The sequence below is a fragment of the Rhizobium sp. BR 315 genome, from assembly GCF_050577975.1.
Taxonomy (GTDB): domain Bacteria; phylum Pseudomonadota; class Alphaproteobacteria; order Rhizobiales; family Rhizobiaceae; genus Rhizobium; species Rhizobium miluonense.
Genome location: NZ_JARWKZ010000005.1, coordinates 51,459 through 65,893, shown reverse-complemented (window position 1 = coordinate 65,893; position 14,435 = coordinate 51,459). Strand labels below are relative to the sequence as shown.

Annotated in this window: 18 protein-coding genes; 13 read left to right on the top strand and 5 right to left on the bottom strand. The window is 57.6% G+C overall.

The window, feature by feature from the left end; genetic code table 11:
- The first annotated feature begins 20 nt into the window (after window positions 1–20).
- The 6 genes from QD409_RS08060 to QD409_RS08035 all read left to right on the top strand — a co-directional run bounded on the left by QD409_RS08060 (window position 21) and on the right by QD409_RS08035 (window position 3,776).
- Complete coding sequence (locus QD409_RS08060; RefSeq protein WP_430762374.1) at window positions 21–1,217, top strand: tyrosine-type recombinase/integrase; 1,197 nt, start codon at window positions 21–23, stop codon at window positions 1,215–1,217.
- A gap of 88 nt (window positions 1,218–1,305) precedes the next feature.
- Window positions 1,306–1,512 (top strand): helix-turn-helix transcriptional regulator, encoded by a 207-nt coding sequence (locus tag QD409_RS08055; RefSeq protein ID WP_430762373.1) that lies wholly within the window; start codon window positions 1,306–1,308, stop codon window positions 1,510–1,512.
- On the top strand, window positions 1,509–1,820 hold the full coding sequence (locus QD409_RS08050) for a hypothetical protein (protein WP_430762372.1): 312 nt from the start codon (window positions 1,509–1,511) through the stop codon (window positions 1,818–1,820). Before QD409_RS08055 ends, QD409_RS08050 begins: the two co-directional genes overlap by 4 nt.
- A gap of 67 nt (window positions 1,821–1,887) precedes the next feature.
- A complete protein-coding gene (locus QD409_RS08045) occupies window positions 1,888–2,097 on the top strand; it encodes a hypothetical protein (protein WP_430762371.1) in 210 nt (69 codons plus the stop codon).
- Entirely contained in the window at window positions 2,094–2,471 is a 378-nt protein-coding gene (locus QD409_RS08040) for a hypothetical protein (RefSeq protein WP_430762370.1), read from the top strand. The genes QD409_RS08045 and QD409_RS08040 overlap by 4 nt, the downstream gene beginning before the upstream one ends.
- Window positions 2,472–2,474: 3 nt before the next feature.
- Window positions 2,475–3,776 (top strand): AAA family ATPase, encoded by a 1,302-nt coding sequence (locus tag QD409_RS08035; protein ID WP_430762369.1) that lies wholly within the window; start codon window positions 2,475–2,477, stop codon window positions 3,774–3,776.
- Between the two features lie 172 nt (window positions 3,777–3,948).
- Here the strand turns inward: QD409_RS08035 and QD409_RS08030 are convergent, their stop codons facing one another.
- Complete coding sequence (locus tag QD409_RS08030) at window positions 3,949–4,659, bottom strand: GIY-YIG nuclease family protein (protein ID WP_430762368.1); 711 nt, start codon at window positions 4,657–4,659, stop codon at window positions 3,949–3,951.
- 772 nt (window positions 4,660–5,431) lie between these two features.
- Here QD409_RS08030 and QD409_RS08025 point away from each other — a divergent pair.
- From QD409_RS08025 to QD409_RS08000, 6 genes are all read left to right on the top strand, one after another.
- Complete coding sequence (locus QD409_RS08025; protein WP_430762367.1) at window positions 5,432–5,803, top strand: hypothetical protein; 372 nt, start codon at window positions 5,432–5,434, stop codon at window positions 5,801–5,803.
- Between the two features lie 146 nt (window positions 5,804–5,949).
- The gene (locus tag QD409_RS08020) at window positions 5,950–6,435 is read left to right on the top strand and encodes a phage tail tube protein (RefSeq protein WP_430762498.1); all 486 of its coding nucleotides are present in this window, start codon (window positions 5,950–5,952) and stop codon (window positions 6,433–6,435) included.
- 73 nt (window positions 6,436–6,508) lie between these two features.
- Window positions 6,509–7,678, top strand: a complete 1,170-nt coding sequence (locus QD409_RS08015) for a phage major capsid protein (RefSeq protein ID WP_430762366.1) — start codon at window positions 6,509–6,511, stop codon at window positions 7,676–7,678.
- Window positions 7,679–7,748: 70 nt separating this feature from the next.
- On the top strand, window positions 7,749–8,303 hold the full coding sequence (locus QD409_RS08010) for an HK97 family phage prohead protease (RefSeq protein WP_430762365.1): 555 nt from the start codon (window positions 7,749–7,751) through the stop codon (window positions 8,301–8,303).
- Complete coding sequence (locus QD409_RS08005; RefSeq protein ID WP_430762364.1) at window positions 8,303–9,529, top strand: phage portal protein; 1,227 nt, start codon at window positions 8,303–8,305, stop codon at window positions 9,527–9,529. The genes QD409_RS08010 and QD409_RS08005 overlap by 1 nt, the downstream gene beginning before the upstream one ends.
- Window positions 9,526–9,801, top strand: a complete 276-nt coding sequence (locus QD409_RS08000; protein WP_430762363.1) for a hypothetical protein — start codon at window positions 9,526–9,528, stop codon at window positions 9,799–9,801. The genes QD409_RS08005 and QD409_RS08000 overlap by 4 nt, the downstream gene beginning before the upstream one ends.
- Before the next feature lie 128 nt (window positions 9,802–9,929).
- On the opposite strand, the gene QD409_RS07995 is transcribed toward QD409_RS08000, so the two are convergent.
- From QD409_RS07995 to QD409_RS07980, 4 genes are all read right to left on the bottom strand, one after another.
- A complete protein-coding gene (locus QD409_RS07995) occupies window positions 9,930–11,144 on the bottom strand; it encodes an MFS transporter (protein ID WP_430762362.1) in 1,215 nt (404 codons plus the stop codon).
- Window positions 11,145–11,196: 52 nt separating this feature from the next.
- Window positions 11,197–11,814, bottom strand: a complete 618-nt coding sequence (locus QD409_RS07990; RefSeq protein WP_430762361.1) for a TetR/AcrR family transcriptional regulator — start codon at window positions 11,812–11,814, stop codon at window positions 11,197–11,199.
- 178 nt (window positions 11,815–11,992) lie between these two features.
- Window positions 11,993–12,922: a bifunctional helix-turn-helix transcriptional regulator/GNAT family N-acetyltransferase gene (locus QD409_RS07985; RefSeq protein WP_430762360.1), complete on the bottom strand. Its 930-nt coding sequence runs from the start codon at window positions 12,920–12,922 to the stop codon at window positions 11,993–11,995.
- 68 nt (window positions 12,923–12,990) lie between these two features.
- On the bottom strand, window positions 12,991–13,710 hold the full coding sequence (locus QD409_RS07980; RefSeq protein WP_430762359.1) for an aspartate/glutamate racemase family protein: 720 nt from the start codon (window positions 13,708–13,710) through the stop codon (window positions 12,991–12,993).
- A 162-nt stretch (window positions 13,711–13,872) separates the two neighbouring features.
- On the opposite strand from QD409_RS07980, the gene QD409_RS07975 reads away from it, so the two are divergent.
- The gene (locus QD409_RS07975) at window positions 13,873–14,337 is read left to right on the top strand and encodes an Lrp/AsnC family transcriptional regulator (RefSeq protein WP_430762358.1); all 465 of its coding nucleotides are present in this window, start codon (window positions 13,873–13,875) and stop codon (window positions 14,335–14,337) included.
- Window positions 14,338–14,435 lie beyond the last annotated feature (98 nt).

The following is a 14,435-nucleotide window of genomic DNA, read 5'->3' as shown; positions in this document are numbered from 1 at the left end:
TATGACAACGGGAAACGAAAATGGCTAGGCATAAGCTCACTGTTGCGGGTATCAAAAAGATTGAAAAGCCGGGAATCTACTCGGATGGGGACGGTCTGTATCTTCGTGTCCGCAAGGGCGGCTCTGCGTCTTGGGTGTTCATTTGGAAAAGGGGTGATCTTCGCAAAGAGTTCGGCCTTGGCGGCTTCGGGCAGGGCACAGCGCCGGTTAGTCTGGACCTCGCCAGAAGGAAAGCTCATGAATTGCGCGAGAGCCTTGCTGAAGGGATTGAACCGGAAGATACAAAAGCCAAGGCGAACCGGAAGCGCACGCCTGACACGTTCCTATCCCTCATCGATCCAGTCATTGAACTGAGAACGAAGCATGGCAGGAACGAGCGCGTAAAGGATCAATGGCGCACACGGTTAGGTGAGTTCGCCAAAGCCTTGCATCACATGCCTATCGCAAAAATCACGCGCTCTGACGTAGCGGCCGCCATTCTCGACAAGTGGAACTCTGCGCCTGAAACTGCCCGCCGCACGCTGGGGTGCATAGCGGCAGTCTTCGACTTTGCCATAGCTCACGGCAAGTATTCAGGAGACAACCCGGCTATTTTGAATGGCCCCCTATCTACAATCCTTCCGAGACATGCCGCACAAGATGACCAGCACCATCAGGCCGTGCCTTATGCCCAGATGCCCGCCGTAATGGCTTCGCTGCGGGCTGAGAGCGGTGTCGCGGCGCGAGCTGTAGAGTTTATCGCTCTGACCGCCGTTCGAGCTGGTGAGGCTCGTGGCGCTATTGCTGAAGAGTTCGATTTAGATAACGCGACGTGGGTTATTCCAGCCGAACGGACGAAATCCAATCGTGAGCATCGCGTGCCGCTTAGTGATCGATCGGTGACAATCATCAAGAGTCGCGTGCAAGAGGCCACGGGCTCTTTGCTTTTCGAAGGCCAGACGGAAGGCCAGCCGATCTCAGAGCAGTCACTATTGCGCGCTCTGAGGGCTGCGTCTGGCGGCACCGAGGTAACCCATGGCTTGCGCTCGACATTCCGAGACTGGGGCGGCAATCAACAGAAGTATTCCTTCGAGGCGCTTGAGCGGGCATTGGCGCACGCCGAAAAGAATAGGACCGTCGCGGCTTACAGAAGGGAAGACATGCTCGATCAGCGCCGGCCAATAATGCAGGATTGGGCCGATTATTGCATGGCCCCCGTCGCCACGGATGCTCAGTAAGCACATCGCGCACCCCCTGACAGGCCTTTGTTGATCCTGTTCGAGTTGGTCATATATTTCCTTCAACACAATCTGAAGGAGAAAATACGTGTCAGACAAGACAACATTCGCATCCCCCTTGATGAGCCCGAAAGAAGCGGCGGCCTTGACGACCATGAGCAAGAGCTTGCTTGCCGCCATGGCTGCTGAAGGGCATTTCCCGAAACCGCGACAGATTGGCGTTCGTCGCATCGCTTACGTGAGGGCTGAAGTCCTCACGTGGATTGAATCCCGCATTGCTGGAGTTGCCGCATGACCGAAGCAACTCAACAGACCATCCCTGACGATGTATTGGGTGTACTCGGTTCTTGGGCGTTGATTCACCGTGACGGCGCGCTGGAATATGCCGGCCGTGTAGTTGAACGCTTGGACGCTGACACCTTCACAGTCGCCATGTTTGACCCCGCTACGGGCATCCCCGGAGAGCTGGCCTTCCTGACCAAACAGGACCTGACGAATCCCCGCCGCGTTGTGCTTTTCGCTCGGCGTGAAGCTTGGGCAAGCACCATCAACAGCATCCTAGCCAAGGCCCAGCAGGAAGCCAAGCCGGCCGAAGAGGTGTGACCGCGTGCTCTGGACATTTCGCGACGCGAAATTGTATCGTGACATTGCAATCTAAAGGAGAAGCACGATGGTAGATTTTGAAGACCTTAAGAATTCTAAAAATTCCGAGAAACAGCGTCTGTTAAACAAAGCACGCGAGATTCACGACAGCGGCGAAGATGCTACACCGACCATTATTGAGCTGCTGCGACTTATAAATCCAAGTTGGGATGAAATCGAGCAGGTGGCGAAGACGAAAATTGTTCTCGATCAGTTGGATAACGAGGTGAGGAAATGAGCGCGGCCAAGTGGAAGGTTACCGACGACGGCTTGGAATGCGGCTCGTATCATATCGGCGCCGAACGTCTCAACGAGATGAGGGACGGCAAGTATGAATGGCCTATGCACCTCTGCATCAAGTCGGGATTCGACGCTCACGATTTCTTCGGGGCGTTCGAAACGGCGCTTGAGCGCCACGGGCATGCCGTAAACGAGGATGCCTTGCTAGGTGCCTGGGATTGGTGCCTGAAGAGGATCAAACAATCGGATGAATACGCCGCCATCGCGCGCGAGATGTTCCCTGAAAAATTTCGCGGGATTAGTGGCATGTGGCAGGTCAGCGAGATGCGAGCCGTGGCTGAAGAACAGCGGAAGCGTCGTGATGGTGAATAATTAATGGCCGCAATAACCACACCTATTCGCATTGGTGATCACGTCGCCGAAGACTCTGCCGCGCGTCCGCCAGAGCGCGAGGGCGATTGGAAAGAGCATGAAGCACAACAGAAGAAGCCGGCCGTTACCAAGCGTATTGCATGGGAACTGGACGATTTCGACCCGCTGGCACCTATGCCGCCTGTAGCTGAAGTCATTGAGGGAATCTTTCCGTCTGTCGGGCTTTGTGGCCTAGCTGGCCAGTCACAGGCGGGCAAAACAGTCATTGCGCTGGACTTGGCTATGTCCCTTGTCACGGGGCGTAAGTGGCTTGGCAAGTACAAGGTTCCGAAGAAGTGCGGAGTCGTCTACATCCCGTACGAGAGCCGCGAGAACGTGCGGCGGCGGTGGCGAGCTTTGTACATCGACCATGAAATTATGGGCAAGGTGCCGTTTCAGCTGATCAAGCGGCCTGAAGTGCTGACCGACATCAAGGCTTGGGAAGGCTTCATTGAGACAACCGCCATGATCGACGCTAAGTTCATGAGCGAGCATGGCGTGCCGCTCAAGGTGGTCTTTATCGACACGTTGGCCGCATCCGGCATGGTGGCGAGAGAGAACGAAGCGGACTCATGGTCTGTGGTTCTAGATAACCTGAATCGCATCTCTGAAGAGATGAATATCGTCATCGTCTTGGTTCACCATGCAACCAAATCACAAGAGTCTGAGAGCATCTGGCGAGGTTCCAGCAGCTCATACGCGGCCATGGAGGCCATCCTTGGCGTGAAGATAGAAAGACGCGACGGGGAAGTGACTCGCCGTTACATCTTTATCGAGAAGTCGAAAGATGGTGAATCAGGCTACGTTGCGGACCTCGACTTCGGGGCCATCAAGGTGGGCGTGAAGGAGTCTGGCGCTGACATGTTCGCACCCGTCCTACGGGCTGACTTTGATGGCGAGCGCAAGGAAGCGGCCCGGAAAGCCAAGGAAGCTCAAGATAGGGCGGAAGCGAAAGCCAAGGCCAAGGCGGCGGTTGTGACGGACGGCGAAGAGTCATTCATGCGAGCTGTGGTCAAGGCCATGGGTAATGAAGGACTGACCGTAGGTGATACAGCGGAAGGCGGCTGGCGGTATTCGGCAAGTCAGCACACGACAGAGCAGGAAGCGCGCAAGCTGATACCATCCAAAAATTTCAAGCGCGACTTTGATGCGGCTATCGGCAAGCTTTTAAAGAAGGGTTGGCTTGAGCTGGACGATCAACGCATGCGGTACGTCCTCACGTCTCCTCACGCGGTCGTTTTAATAAGGAACTTGCCATCCTCATGACCTTCCTCACGTGAGGAAATCGCATGAGCATCTGAGGAGATTTGGCCCGAAAACATCCTCATCCTCACCCCCCTATATCCTTGTTTGAGGATAGAGGGGGAGAGAGGAAGAGTGATGGGCGCGAGTTTGAGGAAGTGAGGAAAAAAGAAGCCGATCTCTGTCTAGCCTGTTGCTATTGGAACTTGCGCCGCACGAATGCCTTTACGTCCTCTGGTGAGAGTTTGAACCATTCGCCATTCGCCCGCCTGTCCGCGAAGCGTCGATGCCAATATCCTTCAATGCCCGGTGGGTCGTCTGTGGTTATTGAATGAAGGAGGGTCGCAGCATCCGGCAGTGCTACCCGTATTTCCTTCACCCGTCGTTCCAACTCATCGCTTCGACCGATCTTGTAAAACTCGCCAGACCTAATGAGGTAAACGTGGCCGTCAACCGGCTTAGGACCCTTGGGTAGCGCAGGCGCGGATTGCGTAATCGTTGGCAGCATGGCTTTCACGTCGCCATACTGCGCAGCTTCACCAACATATTCCCTTAAAGCTGCAACTAGACCCACCCTTCCAGCAAAGTTGCCAAGAATGGTCTTAGGCGACGGGATGCTTGGGTCTGAAGTCCTAAGCATGGACAACTCAGCGTTTGTTGGGAACCGACCATAATGGCGACAGGCAGCAATTACACCGGAGAGGATCACATTCGCATCTGATTTGCTGGCCCAAGAATTTGGTTCAAATCCTGCCTCGATAAGCGCATCGCTCCAACGCGCCCAATATTTCCCTCGCCACTTTGATTCGATGATACCGGTCGCAGTGATGAATGCTTTAGTCCCCGGTGGCTGGCCTCCGTCTTGACCAGCCAATCTCTGGATTTCTCTGATTATGTGTTCGCGCATTGCGTTTCCAAGCCGTGAATGTCCCGAGCGAGCGACGTCTATATTCGTCAATGTGGGCCGCCGCGCAATCCCTCAATAACCAATCCATGATTAACCTATTCGCGCCTCTTGAGAGAATTTCTCATACCGGCTGTTTTTACCGATTGGCATGGATTAACCTTTGGGTGGTGCAACGGAGGGGAACATGCGGGGTGTTTGCGCTGTCATTCTCGGAGTGCTGCTTAGTGCTTGCACTAGCAGCAATTCATCAGGCCAGTGGCACCGGGTCAGTTCGACCGAACAGGGCCAGCTTGAGCGAGCGAAGGCAATATGTAGAGGACAGGCTACAAACACTCAGGCGATGTATGGGCGACTATGGATCGCCGGGGCAGTTGCCTCCGATAGTGCCTTTAAGGGCTGCATGGCCGAACAGGGCTTCGTCCAGAATTAAATCCGCTTAGTGACACTGGGCCACGCTGACGCACTTTCCCTCCATGGATGCATGACGACACCAAAGACACGCATGGAGCGTGCCTGTGAGGCTCTGTGTGGCGCTGTGAGGCTATCGGGCGGGCGACCCTACCGGGGGGGGAGGTTTAATTCTGCGTTCGCGCATTGGCGGGACCGGCGGCGGGCAAGAATTCGCGTTCCTGCAATTCGCTAATATAGGCCATCACTTATGTGTCGTGGCGCTAATGCATGAATCATCGCTGCGCAGTTGGCTACATTTAGCGTCATAATAGCAAAAACAAGCCGAAATAGCCATATCTAGTGTCAATAGGAGGGAGTTTGAATGCCTAGACCCAAGAAACCGCTTGCGCTCGCGAAGCTTGACGGAAGCGCGCTGAAGAACCCGCAGCGCTATCGCGGCAACGAGCCGGCAGGCACTGAGTCCCTTGGCGATCCTCCCTCCTATCTGCCTGAAGCTGCGCGCAAGGCTTGGCGCATCTATCAAGTCGAGATTCCTTGGCTACGGATGGCCGACTCCGCGAATCTGGAAATCGCCAGCCTCATTCGAGCTGACATCCTTGCGGGTGAGCAAGTCGGAATCCAGCGGTTGCAGCTTCTCCGCCAATTGAACAATACGTTCGGCAAGCCCCCTGCTTTGGCTGGCGACGGTGAACCCGAGGACGAGTTTGAGTCGGCGTTTTTCGGTGAGAAATAAGGCATATTCGCCTTATGCGCTTTTTTCGGATGTGTCGCGTTGATCGCTTGAACGTCCAGAATATATATCAAGCATCAAGGCAAAACTCCTCTTGGTTAAGAATAAACGGCGCGAGCTGAAGCACCACACAAGGTTCGCGCCGTTTTATACTGAAAGAGGATGCAACTATAGGAGGAATTACCATTTCCAAACCTGTAACAATTCGTTTCGGCAAGTTTGTCGTCCAGCTCGGACACGATACCGCTGGCACGATCACCTACAAGTCGCCGTGCGGTTTCACGACCAAAAGCCTTCAGTTCACGAAGGACTTGAACGACGTCATCATTCCGGATTGCGACGATCCCGATAAGGTTTCTTGGCTCGGCCGCGACGTCCGTTCGCTGTCCGCGCAGATTTCCGGTCAGGGCGTCCTTGCGCAGGAAGCCATTGATGATTGGATGGTTGCGCTCGAATCCATCGACTCCGTTCCCGTCAAGATCATCCTCGAATTTCCGGCAAAGACCATCACTGGGAGCGGCTTCATGCATCTTGCCGATTTTACTGTGACCGGGAATCTTGGGGAGCGCGTAACGGCACAGATCACCATGAACAGCGACGGCGAACTTGCCCGCGTAACGACTCCGGGTTCGTAACCCGATACGGCAAGCGGCCTTAATCCGGCCGTATACGCAACCCTACATTTTGTTAACCACAGGAGAATACAACTTGAACATTCATCATCTGAAGTCCGACCGCGCTAACCTCATGTCGGAGGCCCGTGCGGCTCTGTCTGCCGGCAAGTCTGCCGAGTTTGAAACCATCGGCAAGAAGATCGAAGAGCTTGACGTGCGCATCACTCAGGAAGAGCGGATGGCCTCGTTCGATACCGCCGGCACTGTCGCCCGTGACTCGGTTGCCGGCCAGATCGGGAACTACTCGCTTCGCGCCGCCATCGAAGGCGCTGCAAACGGCAACGCTTCCGGCCTCGAAGCTGAAGTTTCGGCCGAACTTGCCCGCAACGCCCCGCAGACCCGTGGTATCCGCGTACCGCTGGCGCTCGTGCTCGGCCTTGAAAAGCGTGACCAGAACACGGGCAACGCAGCCGGCACGATTTCCAGCAAATTCGGCCCGCTTATCACTCGCCTGAAGCCGGTTTCCAAGGTCGTCGGCATGGGCGCCACGGTGATCCAGAGTGAAGGCTTTGCGCCGCTCGAACTTCCCCGTCACCTTATCGGTAGCACCGCTCAGTGGCTCGCTGAAGGCGGAAACGTCACGGCAAGCGACCCGACGTGGGATCAGCTGTCGCTCGCGCCGACCACGGTTGCCTCGCAGGTTGTTTTGAGCCGCCGCCTGCTCAAGACCAACAGCATCGGCGTAGACCAGATCATCGCGGCCGATATGAACTACGTCGTGAGCAACGCGCTCGACGTTGCCGCACTGAACGGCACTGGCGCAAATAACCAACCCAAGGGCATTTGGACGGAAGTCGCAGCCACCCCGTTCGGCGGCACATTCATCAGCGATACGGCAAGCAACCTGATTTCGGCGATTGAGCTTGCCGACAACGGCACGGGCGCCTTCCTGCTGACATCGAAGCTGGCTGACACCATGCGCAAGGTCAAGGACGGCATGAATCGAGCAATCGACATCGAAGACCAGCTGCACGGCTACGCCTTCGATGTGACCAATCAGGCCGGCGCCGCGACCGAGCGCCTGACCTATGGCGTGTGGTCCGATCTGGTCATCGCGACGTGGGGCTCGGTGGACCTTCTGGTCAACCCGTACAAGTTCTCCAGCTCTGGCGCCCTCGAACTGACCGCCTTCCTTGATGCCAACGTCGGCACCCGGCATGGAGCAGCCTCGTTTGCTTGGGCAAATCTCGCTAGCGGCTCGTAGTCGGCAGGCTGAAACGGAATTGAGAGGCGGCTGCGTGCCGCCTTTCTTCCCTCTAGAATAGGAGACGCAAATGACAATTGAGAAACGCCTTGCAGCGGGCGGCTTCAGCGCCGTCACGGGCCGAACTCTGACCGGATACCCGGTTTTGTGGGATGTCGAGGCCAATATTGGCGGCCAGTTTACCGAAACCTTTCAGCGCGGCGCCTTCACCCGTTCGCTAGCAGACAAGGCCGGCCGTGAAAAACTTATCCTTGTCGACCATGACGGTTCGCAGCTCTTAGGCCGCGTTGGCGTCAACGCAACCATGGTCGAGGACGCCAGAGGACTCAAAGTTACCGTCGATCTGCCGTCCACGGCGCTCGCAGACGAGATTCGCGGCTTGCAGGAAGCAGATTTGCTCGGCGGTTGGAGTCTCGGCTTTCAAGTGCCACCAACCGGTGACACTTGGACGGCCGGCAACAAACGGACCATCGTTGAGGCCAATATCATTGAGGCCAGCGTCATTCGCGCGCACGCGGCGTATGTTGAAACCAAGGGCACCACGTCGCTGCGCTCGCTGCACGCCAGTGCGGAGGCCGATCTGCGTAACAAGCTTTATCTTCACTACCTCGGAGGCGCACACTAATGGGTAGCTTCAAAGACAGCATCATGAGCTTTTTCGGCAAGTCTGAGAAACGCAGCAGCATCGGCATCGGCGACCCGGCTATTACCCGCATCTTGGGCAATCATAGTCCGCTTGAGACCGCAACCAACCTTTCTACGGCCAGCCGTGCTATCAGCCTCATCTCTGGCGCCTACGCCAGCAGTGACGCCACGCTCTACAAGACGGCAAAGGGCGGTAGCCCTGTGGAAGCCGACACGCACGCGCTCTACGATTTAATGCTCAATGGGACTCGCGACCTGTCCGCCTATGAGCTTAAGCATGCGCTAATGTCCGATCTCGTGACTTATGGCGAATGCTTCGCGCATGTCGAGTTCGACCAGAATGGCAAGCCGACCAATCTGACGCCGCTGTCGTGGAACAATATGATTGTGGAGTTTCTCGGGAACGGCCGGATCGTCTATCGCTGGATGAATCCGCTTTTCAACTTCAATCAGACCGTCTACGGGCAGTCGGACATTCTTCACGTCAAGCACCGTCCTTTCAACGGTCGCGGCCGCTCGCCGATCCAGCTTGCCGCACTGAGCATGGGCATTGCCGTCGCAGTCGAAGACGCTACCAGCACGGCCGCACAGAGCGGTTTCTCGGCAGGCGGTATCCTGTCGGCACCGGGCGCAATCAGCGACGAGACGGCGGCGCGCCTTCAGAAAACCGTTCAGGACAATTTCAGCGGCACCGACAAAGCTGGCCGTGTTATGGTGGCGGGTGATGGGATCACGCTTCAGCAATTCGCGCTCTCCGCGAAGGATTCCGAGTTGGTCGCCAATCGGCAGTTCAACGCCTACCTCGTGGCCCAAGCCTACGGCACGCCTCCCGAAACTGTCGGCCTGCCGTTTAATTCGTCGTGGGGCAGCGCCCAGCAGTCGGATATCCAGCTCGTGTCACACTGCTTGAATCCGTGGTCGCAGCTGCTGAATCAGAGCATTACCGCTTTCGTGCTGTCACCCCGCGAGCGCCGGACATTTTATCTGGCCAGCGATTATAGCGATATGACAAGCGGCACGCTACAGGATCAGGCGGCGGCCTATGCATCACTGACCACGAGCGGCATCTACACTAAAAATGAAGCCCGCGAGGTGTTCGACCTGCCGTCCCTGCCGGGTGGCGACGCGCTGACGACTCCTTTTAACGTCGCAGCCATCCCGCACGATCCGGCCAAGAACGGGCAGCAGCAAGGGGCGACGGCATGAAAGTCGAGCTGACGAAATTCGACATGGTGGGACGCAGGAAGACCAATACCATTGCGTTCCTATCAGCTCGCTTCCCTGATTTTGGCCTCGTCCTTAGCGGCTTACGGCTGATTGAGTCCGACGACGGACTTTTGGTCGCGGCGCCACTTTGCAAGCTGCCGAACTCAATCAGGAGGGCCGCGTGGTGGGCTATCGGCGAGCCTATGGAACTGGCCGTGCGGGAGGCGGCCATCCGAGCCTACCATGCCCACCACGGCCATATAGTGGTATGAAAAGAGCCCGGTTTAACAGCCGGGCTTTTTCTATCTTAAAGTGGTTATGACAGCGAGCATAATTGTAAAAAAATACAATAAGATCAACTATGTATGCGGCAGGCTGTGCCGCAGCCGTCCTGATCAGTTCAGTTCTTGCGCTCTGTCAGGAAGGCGAGCAAAGCAATGACCGGGAAGGCGACGCCGATCCAGGACGCCATGTTCCACCCGCCGGTGGCATAGGCCCAGCCGCCAAGCGCCGAGCCGAGGGCGCCGCCGGCAAAGAAGGTCGCCATATAGAGCCCGTTGAGACGGCTGCGGTGTTCGGCGCTGAGCGCGAAGATGGCGCGTTGACCAAGCACGAGATTGGTCTGGACGCCGAAATCGAGCATGATGCCTGACAGCGTCAGCATGATCAGTGCCAGCAACGAGCCGCTACCGGAAAAATGGCCGATCAGGAAAGCGACGATCGCAAGCACCAGGGCGAAGGTGGTGGCGAGCTTTGTCCAGCCGCGGTCCGCAACCCGTCCGGCAATCGGCGAAGCGACGGCACCTGCCGCACCGGCGAGTGCGAAAAGGGCAATACCGTTTTGCGTCAGGCCGAAGGCAGGGCTTGCCAGCAGCAACGGCGTCGTCGTCCAGAAGAGGCTGAAGGCACCGAACATGCATGCCTGATAAAGTGCGCGCCGCTGCAGGACAGGGGTATGAAGCGCGAGATGCCCCATGGAGGACAGCAGCTGTCCATAGTGCAGCTTCGTGTGTGGCACGCGGGTCGGCAGGGCTGCGCGCAGGATGACGATCAGCGCGATCATGATGCCGGCCGAGATGATATAGACCGCATGCCAGGACAGTAGCTCGGACAGAAAGCTTGCAGCGGGGCGGGCGAGCATGATGCCGCAGAGCAGGCCGCTCATGACATTGCCGACGACGGCGCCGCGGCTGGCGTCAGGTGCCATATGGGCGGCAAAGGGCACGAGAACCTGCACCGCAACGGAGGCGAGGCCGATACAGAGCGAAGCGAGCAGGAACAGCGACGGCGACGAGGCGAAGGCCGCACCGACCAGTGCTACGGCTGAGAGCGCCACCAGCGTCAGGATGAGCCTGCGGTTTTCCAAAAGGTCGCCGAGCGGGACGATCAGCAACAGGCCGAGGCCATAGCCGATCTGCGTCAACGTGACGATGAGGCCGGTGGCGGCGGGTGTGAAGCCGAGCGACTGGCTGATGGGGCCGGCCAGCGGCTGGCCATAGTAGAGATTGGCAGCCACCAACCCGCAGGCGGCGGCAAACATAAAGGTCAGCAGTGGCGAAATAGTCTCTTCAGGGAGCGGTGTGCTCTCCCGTCTGGCGGCGGCATTTGCAGACATGTCTTGTCCTCGATGCGGGCAGGGAGGTTTGCCCGGAAAATTCCGTGAAAAATCAATTCAGCAGTTTCATTGCCGCTTCCGCGGCGGCGAGCATGTGTTCAGTTTTGCGGCCGGTTTTTCCGATGACGCGCATGCCCTTGGTGAGGGCAAGCAAGGCGCAAGCCGTGCTTTCGGGGTCGACATGCGTCGCCACGGATCCATCCGTTTGACCCAGGCGAATAAGTTCCAGGATGCGTCGCTCGTCGAAATCGAAAGCCACGCCGACGCGGCTAGCGACCTCCTCGTCGAAAAGTGCAAGTTCGGTCGCGCTACCGACCACGAGACAGCCTCTGCGGCCGATCTCGCCGCATGATGCCTCAGCAAAGAAGGTCACCAATATGCGCAGTTTTTCATGCGCATTTGGGGCCTTGGCAAGAACTTCGTCGATCAGTCGCTGCCGTACGCGGCGATAGCGATCGAAGGCGGCGAGAAATACGCCGCGCTTATCGCCGAAGGCCTTGTAGACGCTGCCGGCGGTCAGGCTCATCGCTTCGGTCAACTCGCTGATCGAGGCGGCATGATAGCCGCGCTCGGAAAAGACCCGCAGCGCTTGGTCGAGCGCCGCATCCATATCGAATTCCCGCGGACGACCGCGAAGTTTGGAAGCGATGTCGATGGTGTTCGTCGTCATGCGACTCTTTTAGGAAATGATCGTTTCCAAATCAAGCGATTTTTGCGCCGCAACATAATCGTTGCCCGCTGCTGTCGGCGACGGGCGGTCTAGTGGCCGGTTTCGTTGCCGCTATTGATCGTTGATCGCAACGTGGATCGCGTCCTTGTCGCGCCGGTCTGTGCGCACGGATCTGCCCTTACAGATCAAGCTCCCATGTCTGGCCGTTCAATTCCGGGCCGAACATGCGGTGTTTTTCCTCAGCCACGAGCCTGAAGCCGGCCTTGATGTAGATAGCCCGCGCGGTATCGAGGATGTCGTTTGTCCAGAGCGAGAGCTTTGTATAGCCGGCCTTGCGGGAGAAGCGGATGCATTCGTCGACCAGCAGTTTGCCGAGGCCGAGCCCGCGGGCCATCCTGTCGACATAGAGCAGCCGGAGCTTGGCGATGCCGTTGCCGCCGTCGGCGATCATGACGGAGCCGATGTTCAGGCCGCTCCGCTCGGCGATCCAGCATCGGTCCTTTTCCGGGTTGAAGTTGGCCAAGAATTTCCCGGCGACTTCGGCGGCAAGGGCCTCGAAACGATGATCCCAGCCGAGTTCCCCGCAGTAGAAGCGCGCCTGACTTTGTACGATCCAGCCGATGTCGCCATGGCGGTGATGACGGATGATGGCGGGTGGCGCCGAGCTGCGGTTTGCACCGAGCGTGTCCTGGATCGTCCGCATGGCGTCGACGATACGCTCGGGCTCGCCGATCGAAAGCCTGTCGAAGTATTCGGTGATCTGGGCGCGGGAGCGGCGGACGAATTCCTGGAGCTGGATCTGTCCCTTGTCGGTGAGGTTGATGGCCTGGCTGCGCGCGTCGTCGGGATCGGGCTTGGTTTCGAGCAAACCGTCCTCGCGGAAGCGTTTGACGATGCGGCTGAGATAAGCGGGGTCGAGATGCAGGTCACGCGTCAGCGCCGAGGCAGCAACATCGCCGCGCACGCCGACCTCGAACAGAACGCGCGCCTCCGTCAGCGTGTAGGGGCTATCCAGATAGGCCTTGTTCAGGACGCCGAGAAAGTTCGTATAGAAGCGATTGAAGTCGCGGACGGCATCAATGGTTGCGAATTCGGCATCAAGGGTCATGGACATCGCCTCCTCAGCTAAAGAGACGATGTCCATTATTTATTTGACTGAGTCAAGTAAGATAAGCTCTATGCCGCGCGAGCGCCGCGAGCCTTTTCATCCGAAAGGGCGAAGTCGACAGCGGCTTCGGCATGGATCGTCGTCGTGTCGAATCCGGGCAGGATCAGGGCGTTCGGATCGAGGATGAGGCAGATCTCGGTGCAGCCGAGAATGACGCTGTCGGCGCCTTCGGCCTTGGCGCGCTCGATGATGTCATGCAGCTTGCGGCGGGACTCGTCCTTGATGATACCGGCGCAGAGTTCGCTGAAGATAATGTCGTGCGTCACTGTCCTGTCTTCGGGGCCGGGAACCATGATGGAGATGCCGTTCTGGGCCATGCGCTCGGCATAGAAGCCATGTTCCATCGTGTAGCGCGTGGCAAGCAGCAGCGGCTTTACCCGGCCTGCGGCCTTCAGCGCTGCGGCGGTTTCGTCGATGATATGGATAAGCGGCACGGAAATACGCGAAGCGACTTCCGGCGCGATCAGATGCATCGTGTTGGTGCAGATGAGCACGCATTCGGCACCTGCTGCCTGCAGGCGATGGGCTACACCGCCGAGGCGAGCAGCCGCGTCGTCCCAGCGTCCGGCCTTCTGCAAGGCGACGATTTCTTCGAAATTGACCGAGTACATCAGCACTTCGGCGGAGGAGAGGCCACCCAGGCGGTCGCGGACCATCTCGTTGATCTGGCGATAATAAACCGCCGAGCTCTCGAAACTCATGCCGCCGATGAGACCTATGGTGCGCATACTGCTGTTCTCCGCTTCTTGTTCGTAGGTGGGGCAATAGTGCCGCGATTCATGCGCTTTATGTTTGCAATTTTTGTGAGATCGGCAACCAAATCTGCAATTATTTGCGCATAAATCGTATTTTGTGCAAAATGACGGCGCGATAATGAAAGGCCGCCGCACATGCTTGACGAACGTGACCGAAAGATTCTCGAAATTTTGCAGGCCGATGCCGGCATATCGGTGACGGAGCTTGCCGATCGCGTGGCTCTATCGGTCTCGGCCTGCTCGCGCCGTATCCAGCGGCTGGAGGAAAGCGGCCACATCGCCCGGCGCATCGTCGTGCTCGATCGCGAGAAGATGGGGGTGCCGACCACCGTCTATGCGATGATCAAGACGGCGCATCACGCCGACGAGTGGATCGAGGCCTTCCGCAAGGCGATCGGCGATGTTCCGGAGATCGTCGAGGCGCATCGGCTCACAGGCAATTACGATTATATTCTGAAGATCGTGCTGCCGCGCGTCGAGCACTATGACGTCATCTACAAGCAGCTCGTGCGCAAGGTCGAGCTTTTCGATGTCTCAGCCTCGATCTCCATGGAGGAACTTAAAGGTGGCGCGGCCATTCCTGTCGGCTACGCACACTAAGCTTTCCTCTGCAGCAGGCTGAAAAGCTGGATTAGCTGGTGAAAGCGTCAAGGAGATCGCAAGCTTTTAAGTTGTAAAATCGTCGCCGCGGCTATCGC

Coding starts and splice junctions, on each gene's coding strand:
- QD409_RS08060 (WP_430762374.1), top strand. CDS start 21: ATGGCTAGGCATAAGCTCACTGTTGCGGGTATCAAAAAGATTGAAAAG.
- QD409_RS08050 (WP_430762372.1), top strand. CDS start 1,509: ATGACCGAAGCAACTCAACAGACCATCCCTGACGATGTATTGGGTGTA.
- QD409_RS08045 (WP_430762371.1), top strand. CDS start 1,888: ATGGTAGATTTTGAAGACCTTAAGAATTCTAAAAATTCCGAGAAACAG.
- QD409_RS08040 (WP_430762370.1), top strand. CDS start 2,094: ATGAGCGCGGCCAAGTGGAAGGTTACCGACGACGGCTTGGAATGCGGC.
- QD409_RS08035 (WP_430762369.1), top strand. CDS start 2,475: ATGGCCGCAATAACCACACCTATTCGCATTGGTGATCACGTCGCCGAA.
- QD409_RS08030 (WP_430762368.1), bottom strand. CDS start 4,659: ATGCGCGAACACATAATCAGAGAAATCCAGAGATTGGCTGGTCAAGAC.
- QD409_RS08025 (WP_430762367.1), top strand. CDS start 5,432: ATGCCTAGACCCAAGAAACCGCTTGCGCTCGCGAAGCTTGACGGAAGC.
- QD409_RS08010 (WP_430762365.1), top strand. CDS start 7,749: ATGACAATTGAGAAACGCCTTGCAGCGGGCGGCTTCAGCGCCGTCACG.
- QD409_RS08005 (WP_430762364.1), top strand. CDS start 8,303: ATGGGTAGCTTCAAAGACAGCATCATGAGCTTTTTCGGCAAGTCTGAG.
- QD409_RS08000 (WP_430762363.1), top strand. CDS start 9,526: ATGAAAGTCGAGCTGACGAAATTCGACATGGTGGGACGCAGGAAGACC.
- QD409_RS07995 (WP_430762362.1), bottom strand. CDS start 11,144: ATGTCTGCAAATGCCGCCGCCAGACGGGAGAGCACACCGCTCCCTGAA.
- QD409_RS07990 (WP_430762361.1), bottom strand. CDS start 11,814: ATGACGACGAACACCATCGACATCGCTTCCAAACTTCGCGGTCGTCCG.
- QD409_RS07985 (WP_430762360.1), bottom strand. CDS start 12,922: ATGACCCTTGATGCCGAATTCGCAACCATTGATGCCGTCCGCGACTTC.
- QD409_RS07980 (WP_430762359.1), bottom strand. CDS start 13,710: ATGCGCACCATAGGTCTCATCGGCGGCATGAGTTTCGAGAGCTCGGCG.
- QD409_RS07975 (WP_430762358.1), top strand. CDS start 13,873: ATGCTTGACGAACGTGACCGAAAGATTCTCGAAATTTTGCAGGCCGAT.